The sequence below is a fragment of the Acinetobacter sp. 'aerobic (ED)' genome, assembly GCF_904886855.1.
Lineage (GTDB): Bacteria > Pseudomonadota > Gammaproteobacteria > Pseudomonadales > Moraxellaceae > Acinetobacter > Acinetobacter courvalinii.
In genome coordinates this window covers 132,225-147,514 of record NZ_CAJHGI010000002.1, presented here as the reverse complement: position 1 = coordinate 147,514, position 15,290 = coordinate 132,225, and the positions used below count along the sequence as shown (strand labels likewise).

The window sequence follows — 15,290 nt, the reverse complement described above, 5'->3', positions numbered from 1 at the left end:
ATTAAAACAAAGGCAAAAAAAATGCCCACGAGAACGTGAGCATTTTATCAATTATTCACTCATTAAACCGTGAGCTTTTAACTTTTTGCGTAAAGTTCCGCGGTTAAGGCCTAAAATCTCAGCAGCACGCGTTTGGTTGCCACGAGTATATTCTAAGACCACAGATAAAAGAGGTTTCTCCATTTCTGCTAAAACCATGTCATAAACTTGAGATGGTTGCTCACCTTGCAATTGTGCAAAATAATGACGAACTGCGCGATCTACATGGATGCGAAGAGCGACATCAGATTGAGCCGTAAAAATAGGAGATTTGCTATTCATGCGTGTTAATCCGAAAAATCAAAATATCACTTGGGTAAAGTGATATAAATGTGGTCTAAATTACTGAGCCCCGTTTTAGATCCTAAAACAGTGACTCTAAAACAAAAGGACTATTAGCTTGCCACAAATCCTCGAGTTGTGTAAAAAATAAGCGTAACAATAGTTAAATATTTGTTACCGCCTACTTTCAAAAACAAAAAAACCAACAATGCGCTTATTGGGTAAAAGCACAGTTCGTTTAACGATTTTATTGTCTGTAAATTACGAGGAGTAAGTGGGTCAAAGCATTCGTGGCGCGTATCATACCACTGTCAGCGAAAAAGTGAGCAAATTAACTGCACTTTTTTTTGTTTTTTTGTCACTTTTTTGAGCTTTTAGGGCTGTACAAATTCTAAACTATAGTCATTGAAGCTATTTTTGCTTTTCGGAATGATAAATTCGAAGCGAAAAGGGCTATTGGATGGAATGCGTTGAATCGTTTTTAAACTGTCAACTAAATAGTCTTGTGGTTTTAAAACCGTAGATGAAATCGCTTCACCATTTTGTTTAAGTACCACTTTTATTGGAGGCAACACAACGCTATTGGCATCCTGATTAAGCAATACGCCTGAAAAACCTGTGGCATCCTGCTCAACCCGTTTCAATTTTACTTTCTCAAATGACAGCGACTGGTATTGCTCATTGCTGATCTTGCACTTGAAAACACCACAGACATAATTAAACATCTGATTTAATGCCGGGCTTTCATGCATGAGTTTCGGGTTAAACCATAAAATCTGGAAAGCAAACACCAGAATCAGGGCAATATTACCGATACCCCAAAGGGTGTAATACAGCCAGCCATGTTGTTTGTCATTATTTTCTTGCTCAATTAAAAGTGCATCTTCTGAAAGATTCAGGTTGGGCAGGGCGGTAACCGGTTCGGTATTAAAATAATTCAGGTTATTTAAATAAGTGAGTAGGTCAATATTGGAATTTTCAATTTTCTGGTCGAAGATGCGTAGGATCTGCATCTGTTTTTCTGCAAATGAGCTATCTGGCTGGATCGAGGAAAACAGTGAGCGATTGACGGGTGCTGGTGTCGCCTCACTGTCTGTTTCGAGCAAATTGGTTAATGCATTAAAGTTAATCACGCATTTTGGGCAACAAACCATGCCCTGTGCAACACTGAGTTGTGAAAGGGTCACTTTGTACACAGTTGAACATTTAGGGCAGCGGGTTTGTTTTTCACTCATAATTTATAAAATTCTCAGCTTGTTTTTCGTTTTCCTGAAATGCGGCACCAGTTTTCTTCACGCTTTTCAATTTCTAATATATCAAAAAACTCGGCGTAAACGCTAGAAACATCAGCAACTTGCTCTTCAATCACACCTGCTAGTGCGAACTCTCCCTCATTTTTTAATAAAGTTGAGAATTCAGGCGCAAGTGCCATCAGTGGGGCTGCAAGAATATTGGCAACCAGAATATCAGCCTGTTGAGGTTTGAATTCTTGATCAAACTCTTCAGGCAAGCCGACATATAGACGGTCAAGCACGCCATTTAACTCGGCATTCTGTTTGGTTGCGAGTACAGCTTGCGGGTCGATATCTGTTGCATAGACTTTTTTAGCACCTAATAAAAGGGCAGCAACGCCTAAAATACCTGAGCCACAGCCATAGTCGATGACAACTTTATCTTTAACATCGGTTTTGCCTAACCATTGTAAGCATAAGAAAGTGCTGGCATGGTTACCTGTACCAAAAGCCAGACCTGGATCAAGCTTGATGTTGGTCGCATCGGCTTCAGGCGGTTCTAACCATTCAGGGACAATCCAGAATTTTTCACTGATTTGAATCGGTTCGTAATAATCCATCCAGGCACGTTCCCATACCTGATTTTCAAGGTATTCATGGCGCATCGGCACATCTGGAAGTTGAGCTTTAAGGAAAGTTTCCAAAGCATCTACATCAATCGGGTCATCTTCTTCTTGTTGGTAAATACCTGTAACGATGACTTTATTCCACAAAGGTGTTTCACCTGGTAACGGCTCAAGCAGGGCCTGATCTTCTGCATCATCTAAAGTAACACTCACCGCACCCAATGAAAGAAGCAATGTTTCGGTCAGTTCAACTTGATTTTGATCAACAGTAATATGAATTTGTAGCCAGTTCACAGGAAAACCTAAATAAATGTATTTGTGGGTATTGTAATAGATTAAAACTTATTAAAGGGATTATAAAATAGACAGATTACAATTTTAACAGCAAATATTTGACAGCGTGAGCGCTATTACATTGTTTTTAGATTTTATAGACAAAAAAAGAAGGTCATGAAGACCTTCTTTATTCTTGCTGCAATTATGGCGCAGTCTGTTCAACATCAGGAGCAACTGGCGGCGCAGGTGTCGCTGCCGGTGCACTCATCGCAGGCGCAGCTTCCATAGGAGCACTGCTCACTGGACGTGGAGCGGACTGGGTTTCAGAGAGACGACTTTGTGTGTCTACAGCAGCATTAGAAGCTGGCATTGGCGGTTGGAATGCGAGTTTACCTGCTTCATTAGGTTCGCACGAACCGTTGAAAACAACGCCTTTATACGCAAATGAAACTGGGTCACCTTGTTTTTTGCCTTTACAAACCTGTTGATACTTTTTGGCTTGTGGGTCTTGGGTAGCTTTGGTATCCGCCGCATGTGCAGCTACGCTAAAACATAGGCTACAAATAAGAGATGAAAATAAAAGCTTTGTGTTCATATCATTTTCCTAAAGTATTTGTTATGCACTTTTTAGGATAAGAAATTCATCAAATAAAACAGTGGTGTTCGAGTTAATAGTTTAAGTAGCTCTGTTAAGTATAAGATGAAAATGCAACAGAACGTTTCTTTTTGTATGTTTTGTCAGCATAACTGCGGCTTAGAATCCAGCAGAATGTTGACGGTTTTTGCCAATTTGCTGCAAAACTCCTATATAATACTCTGTCATTTTTTGAATACATATTTACCACTATGCACTATCCTAAAGTTTACGACGTTATCGTAATTGGTGGCGGTCACGCTGGTACGGAAGCGGCACTTGCTGCGGCACGTATGGGAAGACAAACATTATTGTTGACGCATAATATTGAAACTTTGGGTCAGATGAGCTGTAACCCGGCAATTGGTGGTATTGGTAAATCGCATCTGGTCCGTGAGATTGATGCCCTGGGTGGTGCCATGGCGCTTGCGGCGGATAAAGGTGGTATTCAATTCCGTATTCTTAATTCGCGTAAAGGCGCTGCCGTTCGTGCAACACGTGCACAGGCAGATCGCGTACGTTATAAGGCTGCAATTCGCGATACGCTGGAAAATCAGGCCAATCTGGACATCTTCCAGCAAGCAGCAGATGACTTAATTGTTGAAGGCGATGCGGTTAAAGGTGTTGTGACCCAGATGGGTATCCGTTTTGATGCCAAAACTGTGGTACTGACAACTGGTACTTTCCTCGGTGGTGTGATCCATGTCGGTTTACAAAACTCGAGTGGCGGCCGTGCAGGAGATCCACCATCAATTGCACTGGCTCATCGTTTACGTGAACTTAAACTTCCTGTGGGACGTTTAAAAACAGGTACACCGCCACGTATTGATGCTCGCTCAGTTGATTTCTCGGTCATGACGCCACAACCAGGTGATTTCCCATCTCCTGTCATGTCATTTATGGGTGATGCCTCAATGCACCCTGAGCAAGTCAATTGCTATATCACCCATACCAGTGAAAAAACCCACGAAATTATCCGTGGCGGTTTAGACCGTTCACCAATGTACACGGGTGTGATTGAAGGTGTGGGTCCACGCTATTGCCCATCGATTGAAGATAAAATTCATCGTTTTGCCGATAAAGATTCACATCAGGTATTCCTTGAGCCAGAAGGCTTAGATACCCATGAGCTTTATCCAAATGGTATTTCGACTTCATTGCCATTCGATGTACAGTTCAATTTGGTACGTTCGATCCGTGGTATGGAAAATGCGCATATCCTACGTCCGGGTTATGCGATTGAATATGATTATTTCAATCCACAAGCCTTGAAATTCACACTTGAAACCAAAGCGATTCAAAACCTGTATTTTGCTGGTCAAATTAACGGTACCACAGGCTATGAAGAGGCGGGAGCGCAAGGTTTACTTGCAGGCTTAAATGCTGCACGCCGTGCTTGGGAACAAGAAGAATGGACACCAAAACGCGATCAGGCTTACATGGGCGTGTTGGTCGATGACCTGATTACATTAGGCACCAAAGAGCCGTACCGTATGTTTACCTCACGTGCGGAATATCGTTTGATGCTGCGTGAAGATAATGCAGATCAACGTTTAACCACGATTGGTCGTGAGCTGGGTCTGGTGGATGATGAGCGTTGGGCGGCTTATAGCGAAAAAATGGAAGCTGTTGAGCGCGAAACATCTCGTTTACAACATTTGTGGGCTGCACCAAACAACCCAATGGGTAAAAAATTCGTTGAAATGACGGGTGCCGATCTCAGCAAAGAATGTAGTGCGGTTGATTTGTTGAAACGTCCAAATATCAATTTCAGTCAAATTGCGGAATTAACCGGTTCGGAAGTTTCACAGCAAGTCGGTGAGCAAATTGAAATTGCGGTGAAATATGAAGGCTATATCAATCGTCAGCATGAAGATGTGGCGCAATTGAAGCGTCTCGAAGAAACCAAGATTCCTGCTGATTTTGAATATGATGGTATTTCAGGTTTATCACGTGAAATTACCTTGAAGTTAAAGACAGTTCGTCCAGAAACCTTAGCGCAGGCAAGCCGTATTCCAGGTGTAACACCAGCCGCTGTACAATTACTGATGATTACCATCCGTAAAAACAATATGGCCAAGAAGTCAGCCTAAGCTTTCAATTCGACTTGTTTAATTAGACACTAAAAACACCCTTTGACAGAAGGGTGTTTTTTTCTCTGAGTATTTTACTCTTATCATCATAAATATAGACCTGCTGAGGTGCGGTGAAATGAAAAACTGGATTATTTTATTTATCGCAATTATCGCGGAAGTGATTGCCACTTCAGCATTGAAAAGCAGTGAAGGTTTTACCAAACCAATCGCTTCAATTGTCGTTGTCTTGGGTTACGTGATTGCATTTTACGGTCTCTCTTTGACGCTTAAAACCATACCAGTCGGGATTGCCTATGCGATCTGGTCAGGTGTCGGGATTGTTTTAATTACCATAGTAGCCTGGTTCGTGTTTGATCAAAAACTGGATATATGGGGGATTATTGGAATTGCGCTGATTATGAGTGGTGTATTGATCTTGAATCTATTGTCAAAATCCAGTTCGCATTAATCTTTTAATAATAAAAAAACCGAACTGGTTGAGTTCGGCCTTTTAGAGAGAATTTGTAGTTTTAGGTTATCGGCCTGCAAAATCAAATACACCATTTAAGGTAATATGATTGTTAACTTCATTTGCTGGAGATTTTTTAGAGGTTAGTTTCGTATTGTCAAAACTGATCTTGTTTTTCTCGATGTCATAACTAAGCCCTGTACATGCTTCAGTATAACCGCAGTTATATTGGTATTCAGTATAATCTACCAATAAGCCCGTTGTAGGATTTTTACCTATACGTGTATCTTTGAAATCAATTTTCTCAATTTGATTGTTGCGAATTTTGACTTGTAATGCATTATTTCCAAACTGCTGTCTATCATGGTTGATGACATCAAAATATAGTGCAGGCTGAACCAAAGAGAAGCTACTTTCATTTTTAAGAATTGGTGAGATTTGAAGCTGTGTACTCGGTATATTGACCGTTACTGAACCATCGAGTTGTAGCTGTGCCTGGGCACATTCTGGCTGAATTGGAAAATTAGGAAATAATGGAGGTAGGTCTTTTTTATCCTTATATATTGCTTGATTAAATGTTAAAGAGATATTGTCCGTATTTTTGTTTGATTGAAGGGTTGCTACATCTTCAACAGGGAAGGTTAGTGTCATCGCACTACACATACCAGACATATAAAATGAGGTTTCGGTTGAGAGTAGCGAGTATTGAATCAGGTTATTTTCAATCCCAGTACTAAACTGGGCTAATTTTAAACTGCTGTCTATGCCGTTATTTGCATGAGTACCAAATAAGATTACTTTAGTTTTTGGATCATAAACGGCTCCCATTAATGAGACCGGTTTTTGATTGGAAAGTAGGCTGGATTGACTGGTTTTTCTGATATTGTTAAAAGTCTGTGGCGGTCTAGATAAAGAACCAGTAATTTGCCCATTCAACGTGATGTAGCTTTTTTCAGTAGAAAGCTGATTATCTGGATTTTCTATGGGTGAGAGACGAACAGTTGGCAAGTTTGAGAGTTTTGTATTATCAAAATTAATTTTGCTAAAACCTGTCTGCTCATCAAAAACAATCTGAATATTTTTGCATGGCTCAAATAGAACCGTGTTTGAACAAGAGAAAATGTCTTCTTTTGAAAAACTAAAAATATCAGGTTTTAAATAATTTTCTCCAATCGAGATATTTAGTACTTTTTTGAGAATTGGATCGTAATTAACATGAAGTGTCTTATTGATATCATTTTTATCAAAATTGTAGCTCAAAATAATTGAGCTACTTCCACTATCAAAATGATGCGTAACTGAATACGCATTTATTTCATCATTCTGATTACTCTTGCTACTCGATATCTGAATGGCTGGTTCAGCATCCTTTTGCAAGCTTAAACTGCTTTGAAACTCAGTGGTAAACGCAATAGGCTGAGTTGTATGATCTTGCAGCGTTTTACTGTCATTTCCACCCCCACAAGCTGAAATTATCATTGCTGTGGTTAAAATAGTAATACCAGATTTAATCTTTAACATTTTTAGTTTTCTACATGGATTATTTTAGAAAAGAATAATATCTATTCATCACGCTATTTCAAAGTATTTTAAATAATATTTGCGATAAACGATCGATCGACAGGATTAGGTGGAGTAGGAGTGATAGATAATTTATTAGGTCATTTCTAATCTTTTGCTTTTCATTGTGCTGCTCAATATTTTTTTTGGTTGAATCTGGTTATAAGCTTCTATTAGCAGAAAACGTGCTGCTGAATAAACGCCTTGTTCCTTGAATTTGTCATCACCATGACCCATGCATTTCTCATGACTCATTTTTTAAGTAGATTCACTTAAAATTAAGGCCTTAATTTTGGTAGCTTTCTCAAAATGATTAAGCTGATGTTTTATGATCCACCAGTGAGCAGCTTCCATTAGACGTTCAGGATCATCATTTTTATTGGCAAAGAAAGCATAAAAAGAAAGCCCGACATCACTGCCTTTTTTGGCAATTTTTTCATTGCAGACCTGAATGATTTTAGTTTGAAGTTCTTTTCTCATTTTTTATAAAAACAATTGATGCTAGATGGGCTGATTCTAGCACTTTCGAGCTAAGTCTTTATTGAATATTTGGGTAATTTCTCCTGTAGCTACAGTCAGATGGTTCATGTTTTTTTAAGTGCAGACTAGAGGGATTTGCGTCTGATTTAGGTTGAGTAGTACCTTGGTAATTGACTAGGTTGTTTAAGAAAACATCTAAAAAATCGAATTGGTAGAAAATATAGTGAAAATGAGAATGATTTTTATTAAAATTGTAATGTTTTATATTTTTTAATTTGTTTTTAATTTTTCGTCTGAATTTTCTGAGAGTTTTATGAGTAATTTTCACTTGGGTGGGAACAGCAAATCTGCTTTTAAGCTGAGTTTGTTAACCGTGATGATGTTGCAAGCGCACTATGCATTTGCAGATGAAGCAACAACGCCAACGGCAGTGATGCCTACCATTAAAATTGAAGCGATGAGTGAGCTTGATCCAGTCAAGAGCTATATTGATTATGAGCAGGCAAGTGTAACGCGTAATGGTTTGAAGAAAAAAGATATTCCGCAGACCATCGATACGATTGATGTGCAAAAATACAAAATCTATGGTGCCAATGATCTGAGTGTCATGTTGCAAGGTACGCCAGGTGTAACCACAACTTATGATACACGTGGTGACGGTATTATGATTCGTGGTTTTAGTGCTGACACCAGTGATATTTATCGCAATGGCGTACGAGAGGGCGGGCAGGTACGCCGTAGTACTGCAAACGTTGAACGAATTGAGATTCTAAAAGGTCCTGCTTCTGTACTCTATGGACGTGGTGCAGGCGGTGGAGTTGTGAATATGGTGACCAAGTTTGCCAATTTTGACTCTAAAAGTTCTGTGGGCATCTTTGGTGGTTCTTATGACAACATTGGCGGAAACTTAGATATTAATCAGGTTGTGAATGATAATTGGGCGATACGTTTGGTTGGTGAGAAATCTGATACCAATAGTTTCCGTTCAGGTATTGGCACAAAACAATCGATGTTCTCCCCAAGCGTGACCTATCGTAGTGATGATGAAAAGTTGTTATGGACAACGGAATATACCTACGACAAATTAGATCGTACACCTGATCGTGGTCCATCATTTTCAGTATTAAAGCGTTTTCCTGAAAATATTTTAAGAGAGACGGGCTTTGCAACTCCATCGGATTTCATTGTCGATGAATTGCAAACGGTACGTACCGATCTGAAATATGAATTTGCGCCGGACTGGAAATTTCATTGGGCGTTGAGCTATCGCCAAGCCAATCAAGATTTCGATAATTTCTTTGGTGGAAGTTATTGTACTGATGATACGAAAGGATGCAAATCTGGCTACATCAAGCAATCTTATGCCTGGCAAGAAACCATGAATAAGACCACGACAAATACATTTGATATTACGGGCAAATTTAATACGGGTAAATTAGAACACCAGCTCATGGTTGGCGCCGATTGGTCACATGAAGATCGTGAACCTAAACTAGGTAATTATTCAAGTGGAGATAAGGCTGGATTATATTATCAATTAATTAATCCATATAATGTAAAAGATTATCAGACTTCTTTTGATCGTAATCATGGTCGGCCAAAAGCAACCTCTTATACCCATCAAAATAATGACAGCTTGGCATTTTTTGTACAGGATCTAGTCTCTTTAACACCGAAATTAAAAATGATGTTGGGTGCCCGTTATGATCAATATGAAGTAAAAACTCGTGATACTTTAATTGATTCAAAAACCTATGGGCAGTCAGTGACAATGAATGCTGAAACTTTTAGTCCAAATGTGGGCTTTGTCTGGCAGCCAGTTGATAACCAGAGTTTTTATACATCTTATAGTAAAAGCTTTGCGCCATTTGGTGGTAGTGCGGGCGTTTCGCCATTTACCAATGGTACAGTTGATTTGAGAACCGTAAATGCAGAGCCACAATATAATGAGCAGTATGAGATTGGTGTAAAAAGTGATTGGTTTGATGACCGTTTGAATACTCAATTTTCTGTGTTTGATATCCGTAAGAAAAATATTCGTTATCGTCCTGATCCAGATAATCGCCCTTTTGATTATGTCGTAGGTGGTGAACATCAGTCTAAAGGAGCTGAATTCAGCTTTATCGGGCGAGTGCTTGATAATGTGTTTGTTCGTGGTGGATATGGATATACAGATGCAAAAGTAAAAGATGATAAAGATCCCAAATCTGCCAGTGCTGGTCATTATTTAGCAAATGTTGCGAAAAATACAGGAAACTTGTTTGTCCGCTATCTACCAGTAGAAAATATCTATACTGAGGTTGGTGCGACCTATAATGGGTCTTTCTATACCAATTTATCCAATGCTCCAGATACGAAACTCGATGGCTGGACACGTCTAGACGCTGCGTTGGGCTATAAGGGGAAGCACTGGGGAGCGACCTTCGCGGTAAGTAATCTTACCGATAAAGTTTATTGGAGATCAAATACCATGCCTGGTACGCCACGCAACTTCTTGGTGCGTTTAAATTACCAGTTCTAAATCAGTGGGTTGCTTTTCTTTTAAGCATCTCTGTGATAGCAGAGGTGCTTTTTTATTGTTCGTCAATAAAATAGACTATGTAAATAAAGATGTAATTCATATCTATCTTATTGAATTATATAAAATGCTATTGCTTAAATTACGGTAATATTCTAATATCTAATTGTATGAAAAATAAGCAATAAAACTTGAAAATAACTGTATAATTGTGATGTGGTTCTCATTTTTGGTTTTATTATGCTTGTTTGTACCTGGTTTAATACTTTTTTGCTAGTATTAAAGAAAACATTAAAATAGAGATAATAATAATGAAGATTACACTTAGTTTGCTTGTGAGCTTTGCCATTGTCATTTTAGGCTATGTTGCCTATGTCGATGCACAAACCAAAAAGCGCCAAGAACTCATGAAGATTGTACAGGATGCAGAGCATAGCCTGGATACGATTCAACACGATCCCCGCAACCAACTGTCTTCATATAAGCCAAGTAATTAGTAGGCGTTGATCAGGTATGGGGCTGGTAATGCAGTGGTTTACTTGGGATCGTCGATTAAATGGTCTTTTTTTGCTTGGCGATGCGCAAGTTTTAAATAGAATCTGTTAAAATATTTACCACTAAATAAAAAGCTGCATCAAGATATGCGGCTTTTTACGTTTTGATAGCGAAATTAAATTTATACATGTTGTCTATGTAACAAGTACCAAGCTGGCATATAGATTGCTTTCTAGCTTCGAGTACTCTTTTGTGCAAATTCAAAAAAGATTGCCGCACAAGAGTATAGATTTCACGTCCTACGATCTTAGATTTTAACAGGTGCTATGTTATGACAACGCCTAATGCTTCAGCTGGTTTGTTAGAACGCTTATTTAAATTAAGCGATAACAAAACTAACTTTAGAACAGAAGTTTTGGCAGGTGTAACCACATTCTTAACCATGTGCTACATCATTATTGTAAATCCGCTCATTCTTTCTGAAACGGGGATGGATCACGGAGCGGTGTTTGTTGCGACCTGTCTGGCTGCTGCAATCGGCTGTTTGGTCATGGGGATTATTGCGAACTATCCAATCGCACTGGCACCTGGTATGGGCTTGAATGCTTACTTTACCTATTCTGTCTGTTTGGGCATGGGTGTGCCTTGGCAAACAGCACTCGCTGCGGTTTTTGTTTCAGGGATTATTTTCCTTGCGATCAGCTTCTTTAAAATCCGGGAAGCAATTGTCAATGCGATACCTATGTCACTTAAATTTGCCATTGGTGGCGGTATTGGCCTGTTCCTGGCTTTGGTCGCATTAAAGAACTCAGGCATTATTGTTGCCAATCAGGCAACTTTGGTTGGGCTGGGTGATATTAAACAGCCAACCGTCTTGCTTGCCTTATTCGGTTTCCTGCTCATTGTGGTGTTGCATCAGTTTAAGGTACGTGGCGCTATCATTATCAGTATCTTGGCGGTGACTGCGATTGCAACCTTAATGGGCTTAAATGAATTTAAGGGCGTGGTTGGCGAGATTCCTTCGATTGCACCGACCTTTATGCAAATGGACTTTGAAGGTCTGTTTACAGCCAGTATGGTCGGCGTCATCTTTGTTTTCTTTATTGTCGATCTATTTGATAGTACAGGGACACTGGTAGGGGTTTCGCATCGTGCAGGTTTATTGCAGGATGGTAAATTGCCACGTTTGAAAAAAGCCTTATTTGCCGATTCAACTGCGATTGTTGCGGGTGCTGCTTTAGGTACCTCATCAACGACACCTTATATTGAATCTGCGTCAGGTGTAGCTGCAGGTGGTCGTACAGGTTTGACCGCTGTTGTGGTCGCATTCTTGTTTGTAAGCTGTTTATTCCTTGCGCCATTGGCTCAATCTGTACCAGGTTTTGCAACCGCACCTGCTTTATTGTTCATTGGTGTGTTGATGATCCAGGGGATCACCAATATTGACTGGGATGATATTACTGAAGCAGTACCTGCATTTTTAACCATTGTATTTATGCCATTTGCCTACTCAATTGCTGATGGTATTGCCATGGGCTTTATTAGCTACGCATTGGTGAAATTATTTACAGGTAAAGCGAAAACTGTACCGTATATGGTCTGGATCATCGCAGCACTTTGGGTATTTAAATTTGCTGCTTTTGGCGGCTAATCCAAGATTTATCATTTTTACATTATTCTTTGCTGCTATTGTTATTCCAGCAAAGAACCCGAAAAGGGTGTCCGTTTGGTAACACCCTTTTTTCTTTAGACGTGGAGTTTATATGAATCAAATCGAGCTGATTCGTGCCTTACCCAAAGCCGAATTGCATGTGCATATTGAAGGGACTTTTGAGCCGGAACTGATGTTTGCAATTGCACAGCGTAATCAGATTCAGATTCCTTATCAATCTGTTGAAGAAGTGAAGCAGGCGTATAACTTTCACAATCTTCAATCTTTTCTAGATATCTACTATGCCGGCGCGAATGTGCTGGTGCATGAGCAGGATTTTTATGACCTTGCTTGGGCATATTTTGAAAAATGTGCTGAAGATCGTGTCGTACATACTGAAATGTTCTTCGATCCGCAAACGCATACCGAGCGTGGCGTGGCGTTTGCAACGGTACTTGCGGGTCTGAAACGTGCCTGTGAAGATGCCAAAGCGAAATTAGGCATTAGCTCTCAATTGATCATGTGCTTCCTACGCCATTTAAGCGAAGAGAAAGCATTTGAAACGCTTGAACAGGCCTTACCTTTCAAAGATGACATTATTGCCATTGGCTTAGATTCAAGTGAGGTGGGACATCCGCCTTCGAAATTTGAGCGTGTTTTTGCCAAAGCGCGTGAAGCAGGTTTCCTGATTGTGGCGCACGCAGGTGAAGAAGGTCCACCAGAATACATCTGGGAAGCGCTAGATTTGCTTAAAGTCAATCGTATTGACCATGGTGTACGTTCGGAAGAAGATGAACAACTTATGACACGTCTGATTGCAGAAAAGATGCCTTTGACCGTTTGTCCGCTCAGTAATTTAAAGCTTTGTGTTGTGAATGACATGGCTGATCACAACATTCGCCGTTTATTACAGAAAGGCGTTCACGTGACGGTTAATTCAGATGATCCTTCGTACTTCGGTGGTTATATGAATGATAACTTTATTGCCATTCAGCAGGCGCTGGATCTGAGCAATGAAGAATTAAAGCAGCTTGCAATCAACTCTTTTGAGGCTTCATTCATCTCTGATGAAGAAAAGCAAAAGTGGATTACTGAAGTCAACATGCTCTAATTGTTTTCGTATAATAAAAAAACCGCTTTAAGCGGTTTTTTTATTATCTGGACATTTTATTTTTTAGGCTGGCGTAACATGCTGAGTAGCACATTATCTTTATCAACTACATGATGTTTGATGGCCGCTAAAGCATGACCAGCAACCAATAAACCCGCAAACCATGAAAGATAAATATGGATGGGTTTAACAATGGCCATCAGATCGGGGTTGTCCTGTACTAAGCGTGGAATTTCGAATAAATACAGAACCGGTGCAGGGTGTCCGGCACTCCAGCTAAATAAACAGCCAGTAATAGGTAAAGCTAATAACATTAAATACAGCAAGAAATGTCCGACATGGGCCAAGTTTTTCATCATGGGTGACATGGTATCTGGCAGTTGCGGAACAGGGTGGGTATAGCGCCAGAAAATCCGGATCACCACCAAGAAAATAATAGTCGTGGCAATATTCTTATGTAGGGTGATGACATCGCCTTTAAAGCTGCCATCAACCTCATAGCTCAGAAAATTACCACTGTAAAAACCAATCAGCCAGGCAATGATAAAAATTGCAGCCATGAGCCAATGAATAACTTGCGCCGTACGGGTGTAATATTGTGATGAGGTTGACATTGCAACATCCTGGCATTTTTATAAATGGATTTTTTTATTCTAATAACACCTTGTTATTTCTCATACAATGGAAATGTAACGGAGCGTTTTATGCTTAGAACGGTGGTACAAAAGCTTGCTTAGTTATAATTGTTATATTATGTAAAGTTTGCGCTGAGTCATATCATAAAGCCACTCATTTAGGCACAATACGCCTGCCAAAAATTTAGATACAGGTAAGAAATCATGAAAAAGTTGGTACTTATTGTTGCCCCTGTTGTTTTAACCCTAACAGGATGTGTAACACCAGATGGCAGCAACTCGGCTGGCGCGACTTCTCAGCAATTGGGTATGGCGGCATTAAAAGTTGCGGTAAATGCAAAATGCATTAATGAGATTAATACATTACCGGCTTGGAAAACTGCAACACGTGTAATGACTGCTGAACAACGTGAAAATATCCAGACTGAAGTCTGTGGTTGTGTTAGTGAAAAAGCACCAAACAGCGTAACAGCGGTTGAATTAGCGACAGCTGCAATTGATCCTACTGCTCGTGCAACCATTGTGACTCAAGTGGTTTCACAAACTGTAAATGCATGTGTGGCGGAAACGTTTAAAAAAGCAGGTTAATAAGATCAGGCTGAGTCATCAGCCTATTTTGAGAGAAGTAGTATGACAATTGCGGGTGTAGATGAAGCGGGACGTGGGCCTTTGGTGGGTTCTGTGGTTGCCGCTGCCGTCATTTTAGATCCAAATAATCCGATTCAAGGTTTGAATGATTCTAAAAAACTAACAGAGAAGAAGCGCGAAAAATTATTCTTGGAAATTCAGGAAAAGGCATTGGCATGGTCAATTGCTGAAGCAACCCATGCTGAAATTGATGAGTTTAATATTTTACAGGCGACTTTTCTGGCAATGCGTCGTGCGGTAGAAGGCTTGCATACCCAGCCGTTAAAAGTGATTGTGGATGGTAATCAGATTCCAAAAGGAATAACGATTGCGTGTGAAGCAATTGTCGGGGGAGATGCAAGTCATGCCGAGATCAGTGCAGCCAGTATTCTGGCCAAGGTCACACGTGATCGCCAGATGCAGGTGCTTGATCAGCAATATCCGGACTATGGCTTTGCCAAACATAAAGGATATCCAACCAAGGCTCATTTTGAAGCGATCGCGGCCCATGGTGTAATTGATCAACACCGCCGCAGTTATGGACCTGTGAAAAAAGCACTAGGTCTATAAACAATTAAAG

Annotated in this window: 15 protein-coding genes and 1 pseudogene; 8 read left to right on the top strand and 8 right to left on the bottom strand. The window is 40.0% G+C overall.

What is annotated here, in order from left to right:
* Positions 1–51: 51 nt before the first annotated feature.
* From fis to JO943_RS04200, 4 genes are all read right to left on the bottom strand, one after another.
* Positions 52–321, bottom strand: a complete 270-nt coding sequence (fis, locus tag JO943_RS04215) for a DNA-binding transcriptional regulator Fis (protein WP_001086304.1) — start codon at positions 319–321, stop codon at positions 52–54.
* 374 nt (positions 322–695) lie between these two features.
* Entirely contained in the window at positions 696–1,556 is an 861-nt protein-coding gene (locus tag JO943_RS04210) for a DUF3426 domain-containing protein (protein ID WP_202740073.1), read from the bottom strand.
* 14 nt (positions 1,557–1,570) lie between these two features.
* Complete coding sequence (prmA, locus tag JO943_RS04205) at positions 1,571–2,473, bottom strand: 50S ribosomal protein L11 methyltransferase (protein WP_005229571.1); 903 nt, start codon at positions 2,471–2,473, stop codon at positions 1,571–1,573.
* A 184-nt stretch (positions 2,474–2,657) separates the two neighbouring features.
* Positions 2,658–3,050: a hypothetical protein gene (locus JO943_RS04200; protein WP_032871982.1), complete on the bottom strand. Its 393-nt coding sequence runs from the start codon at positions 3,048–3,050 to the stop codon at positions 2,658–2,660.
* A 251-nt stretch (positions 3,051–3,301) separates the two neighbouring features.
* Between JO943_RS04200 and mnmG the strand changes: the two genes are divergently transcribed.
* Together mnmG and JO943_RS04190 are read left to right on the top strand one after the other, a co-directional pair.
* Positions 3,302–5,182, top strand: coding sequence for a tRNA uridine-5-carboxymethylaminomethyl(34) synthesis enzyme MnmG (mnmG, locus tag JO943_RS04195; RefSeq protein ID WP_009514640.1), 1,881 nt, complete (start codon positions 3,302–3,304; stop codon positions 5,180–5,182).
* Positions 5,183–5,300: 118 nt separating this feature from the next.
* A complete protein-coding gene (locus JO943_RS04190) occupies positions 5,301–5,633 on the top strand; it encodes a DMT family transporter (protein ID WP_202740072.1) in 333 nt (110 codons plus the stop codon).
* Between the two features lie 66 nt (positions 5,634–5,699).
* On the opposite strand, the gene JO943_RS04185 is transcribed toward JO943_RS04190, so the two are convergent.
* The 3 genes from JO943_RS04185 to JO943_RS04175 all read right to left on the bottom strand — a co-directional run bounded on the left by JO943_RS04185 (position 5,700) and on the right by JO943_RS04175 (position 7,673).
* The gene (locus JO943_RS04185) at positions 5,700–7,154 is read right to left on the bottom strand and encodes a hypothetical protein (RefSeq protein WP_202740071.1); all 1,455 of its coding nucleotides are present in this window, start codon (positions 7,152–7,154) and stop codon (positions 5,700–5,702) included.
* A 135-nt stretch (positions 7,155–7,289) separates the two neighbouring features.
* The gene (locus JO943_RS04180; RefSeq protein ID WP_202740070.1) at positions 7,290–7,430 is read right to left on the bottom strand and encodes a hypothetical protein; all 141 of its coding nucleotides are present in this window, start codon (positions 7,428–7,430) and stop codon (positions 7,290–7,292) included.
* 21 nt (positions 7,431–7,451) lie between these two features.
* Positions 7,452–7,673 (bottom strand): DUF6500 family protein, encoded by a 222-nt coding sequence (locus tag JO943_RS04175; RefSeq protein WP_202740069.1) that lies wholly within the window; start codon positions 7,671–7,673, stop codon positions 7,452–7,454.
* 313 nt (positions 7,674–7,986) lie between these two features.
* Between JO943_RS04175 and JO943_RS04170 the strand changes: the two genes are divergently transcribed.
* The 4 genes from JO943_RS04170 (at position 7,987) to JO943_RS04155 (ending at position 13,448) form a co-directional block, all read left to right on the top strand.
* Positions 7,987–10,194, top strand: a complete 2,208-nt coding sequence (locus JO943_RS04170; RefSeq protein WP_202740068.1) for a TonB-dependent receptor — start codon at positions 7,987–7,989, stop codon at positions 10,192–10,194.
* A gap of 308 nt (positions 10,195–10,502) precedes the next feature.
* On the top strand, positions 10,503–10,688 hold the full coding sequence (locus JO943_RS04165) for a hypothetical protein (RefSeq protein WP_005229587.1): 186 nt from the start codon (positions 10,503–10,505) through the stop codon (positions 10,686–10,688).
* A 329-nt stretch (positions 10,689–11,017) separates the two neighbouring features.
* The gene (locus tag JO943_RS04160; RefSeq protein WP_005229589.1) at positions 11,018–12,337 is read left to right on the top strand and encodes an NCS2 family permease; all 1,320 of its coding nucleotides are present in this window, start codon (positions 11,018–11,020) and stop codon (positions 12,335–12,337) included.
* Between the two features lie 112 nt (positions 12,338–12,449).
* Positions 12,450–13,448 (top strand): adenosine deaminase, encoded by a 999-nt coding sequence (locus JO943_RS04155; protein WP_202740067.1) that lies wholly within the window; start codon positions 12,450–12,452, stop codon positions 13,446–13,448.
* A 56-nt stretch (positions 13,449–13,504) separates the two neighbouring features.
* Here JO943_RS04155 and JO943_RS04150 read toward each other — a convergent pair whose 3' ends face one another.
* A complete protein-coding gene (locus tag JO943_RS04150) occupies positions 13,505–14,062 on the bottom strand; it encodes a cytochrome b (RefSeq protein ID WP_202740066.1) in 558 nt (185 codons plus the stop codon).
* A gap of 225 nt (positions 14,063–14,287) precedes the next feature.
* Here JO943_RS04150 and JO943_RS04145 point away from each other — a divergent pair, with 225 nt between their 5' ends.
* Together JO943_RS04145 and rnhB are read left to right on the top strand one after the other, a co-directional pair.
* A complete protein-coding gene (locus JO943_RS04145) occupies positions 14,288–14,671 on the top strand; it encodes a hypothetical protein (RefSeq protein ID WP_005229597.1) in 384 nt (127 codons plus the stop codon).
* Positions 14,672–14,707: 36 nt separating this feature from the next.
* Positions 14,708–15,280: pseudogene (gene rnhB, locus JO943_RS04140) on the top strand (ribonuclease HII); the annotation flags it as partial.
* Between the last annotated feature and the right edge of the window lie 10 nt (positions 15,281–15,290).